Below are 530 nucleotides of genomic sequence, written 5' to 3'. Positions count from 1 at the left end.
TATGTCACTTCGTGCGCATGCAGAGCAACTCGTAAGTTTGCACAATCAAGCCGTCAAGCAAGTAAAACGCTACGAAAACAAACGCCCACTGCGTTTAGGATGTCCAGAAGACTATAACGATAGTCTGCTGCCTAAAGTCATCCGCGTATTGCAGCAAACCGAACCGACCTGCTCTATCCAGGTGTACAGTGAGCCAAGCGTGACGCTCCGCGAATGGCTAGATGAAGGCAAATTAGACGCCGCCATCGTGACTCGTGCACCCGATAGCGAAGAAGGATACTGGCTCGCAAGTGATAGAGGCGTGTGGATCAGTCACCCCGATTTCACTATCGACGAATCACAGCCAATCCCTCTCGCGCTATTTCAAACCGATTGTAAATACCACGCCGCCGCTATTAATGCGCTGACCAAAAGAGGAACGCCATATCAACTCTTAGCTTGCTGTAACACCTCTTCTGCTCAACGAGCCATTGTTCGCTCTGGCATGGCGATTGGCGCAATGGGAAGAATCAGTGTCACAGATGATCTGA

1 protein-coding gene is annotated in these 530 nt (G+C 50.4%); it reads left to right on the top strand.

Going from position 1 to position 530, the window contains the following annotated elements; all coding sequences use genetic code 11:
- Positions 1 to 530: LysR substrate-binding domain-containing protein (locus R8N47_RS28145; protein WP_318186474.1), on the top strand; the 530-nt coding region annotated here is incomplete at both ends.

It is taken from the genome of Vibrio sp. 2132-1, from assembly GCF_033344315.1.
This window is presented reverse-complemented; position numbering and strand designations above follow the sequence as displayed.